This is a genomic window from Candidatus Manganitrophaceae bacterium, from assembly GCA_012960925.1.
In the GTDB taxonomy this organism is placed as follows: Bacteria; Nitrospirota; Nitrospiria; order SBBL01; family JAADHI01; genus DUAG01.
Genome location: DUAG01000074.1, coordinates 1 through 1694 on the forward strand (window position 1 = coordinate 1; position 1694 = coordinate 1694).

Consider the following 1694-nt stretch of genomic DNA (forward strand, 5'->3'; position numbering starts at 1 on the left):
GGGATTGAGATCAATAAATCAGATCAGGTCGCCGCTTAATGAAGATCTCATACACCAGATTTGACAATAACTCTCCCTCTTGGGTAAGCTGCGTGTAGCCCATCTGTGCTACTCTCGCTTGGCGGTGAGAAAACCACGATACTACCGCAGTTTGCCCCCTAACCGCACTGAAAGGGTTGCACTTGCAAGTTGAATTCACGAGTTATCACAACCCCAATCCGGTTGCTTCTGAATCAGAGTCCATCATGAGGTTCAGTGAACGGGCCGCCATCAGTCTGCCAAGGTGTTTAAGAATATACCAGGCCTTTTTTTGGAGGTCTTTGCTCAGTAGTTTACAGGTTTTCAAAAGTAGAGATTTATAAAAGATAGGAGGAAATATAAATGTATGGAATGGTAAACAAGGCGATCCGAGAGATGGTTATTCAGAAGCATGGGGAAGATACCTGGAGAAAAACTTACGAAAAGGTGGGTTCTCCTGCGGACTTCGATTCCTTCGCGCGGTACAAGGATTCGATCACGTACGAGCTTGTGGGAGCGATAGCCGACGTGCTGGAGGAACCAGCCGATAAAGTCCTGCATAAGCTTGGAATATTCTGGGTGATGGATGTTGCCCTCGTTCATTACAGGGACCTCATGGAGTCGTCGGGAACAGATTTCGTTGACTTCTTGCGAGGTCTTGACCATATGCACAGTAGGATTAAGGTGACATTTCCAGCGTTCTCTCCACCCTCCTTCCGCTGTATAGTACTGCGGGAAGGCGTCTGTGAACTCGACTATTACTCCGACCGTAAAGGCCTTCTTCCTTTTGTCAAAGGGTTGCTAGAGGGCCTTGCCATTCATTTTAAACAAGAGATCCAGGTCCGGGATATCCCCGATGAAGACCATCCCATGCCGTGCAAGCGCATGGAGATCTCTTACTCGTCTACAAAAAGGGTAGTGTGAGATGAAAAGGTCCGGGGATCTACCATTAATTTCTTGGCCACTGCTGGAAGATCTGGTTCCGTATAGTCTAATTTGGGACTCCAATGGGGTTCTCCTCTACATGACCCAGCATTTACGCAAATGGTGGAAGGTTGAGCTGAGGATGCCACTGTCGCAGGTGGAGATACAGATTCATCGGCCCTTCAGGGGGATTATTGAGCAGAAATTTCTGAAAAACCTGACTAACCTGAACGTGGTGCTGAGTCGGCGCGACCTTGTATCCGGTCACAAGAATTTGGTTTTTAAACTACGAGGTCAGCTCCACTGCCTTGATAGATTGTGGGTCTATTCGGGATTCCCCGATGTCACTTCGGCAGCTGAATTGTCCGATATGGGTCTAACCCTTGCGGAGCTGCCCCACCACTATGTCGTCGGGGACTTGGTGATTGCTTTAGAAATCAGCCTAGAGGCCAACCGGGAAACCAGGAAGCGTTCGGAAGAACTCGAGAAAATGAACAAAGAGCTTCAACGTCTAGTCAATGATTTCGAATCCAGCAAGCTAGAGGTCGAAGGGTTGACCGAGGGTCTGCGCTCCAGCGACGATCGTTACCGGGCTTTGTTCGATAACGCCCATGACATGATACAGAGCATTGACCTTGAGGGCAATTTCTCCTTCGTCAACCCAGCCTGGATAAAAACCATGGGTTATACCCTGAGAGAACTCAAGGGTATCAAGGTGTTCGATCTCATCTCCCCCGAATCGCAAGACCACC

2 protein-coding genes are annotated in these 1694 nt (G+C 48.8%); both read left to right on the forward strand.

Going from position 1 to position 1694, the window contains the following annotated elements; translation table 11 throughout:
• The first annotated feature begins 381 nt into the window (after window positions 1-381).
• Window positions 382-942 carry a heme NO-binding protein gene (locus EYQ01_10380; GenBank protein ID HIE66191.1) on the forward strand — a complete coding sequence of 187 codons (561 nt, stop codon included), beginning with the start codon at window positions 382-384 and terminating at the stop codon, window positions 940-942.
• A gap of 1 nt (window position 943) precedes the next feature.
• The coding region (locus EYQ01_10385; GenBank protein HIE66192.1) for a PAS domain S-box protein at window positions 944-1694 on the forward strand (751 nt) is incomplete at its 3' end.

Excerpts from the sequence above, each read along its gene's own strand:
- EYQ01_10380 (HIE66191.1), top strand. The coding sequence starts at position 382 with ATGTATGGAATGGTAAACAAGGCGATCCGAGAGATGGTTATTCAGAAG.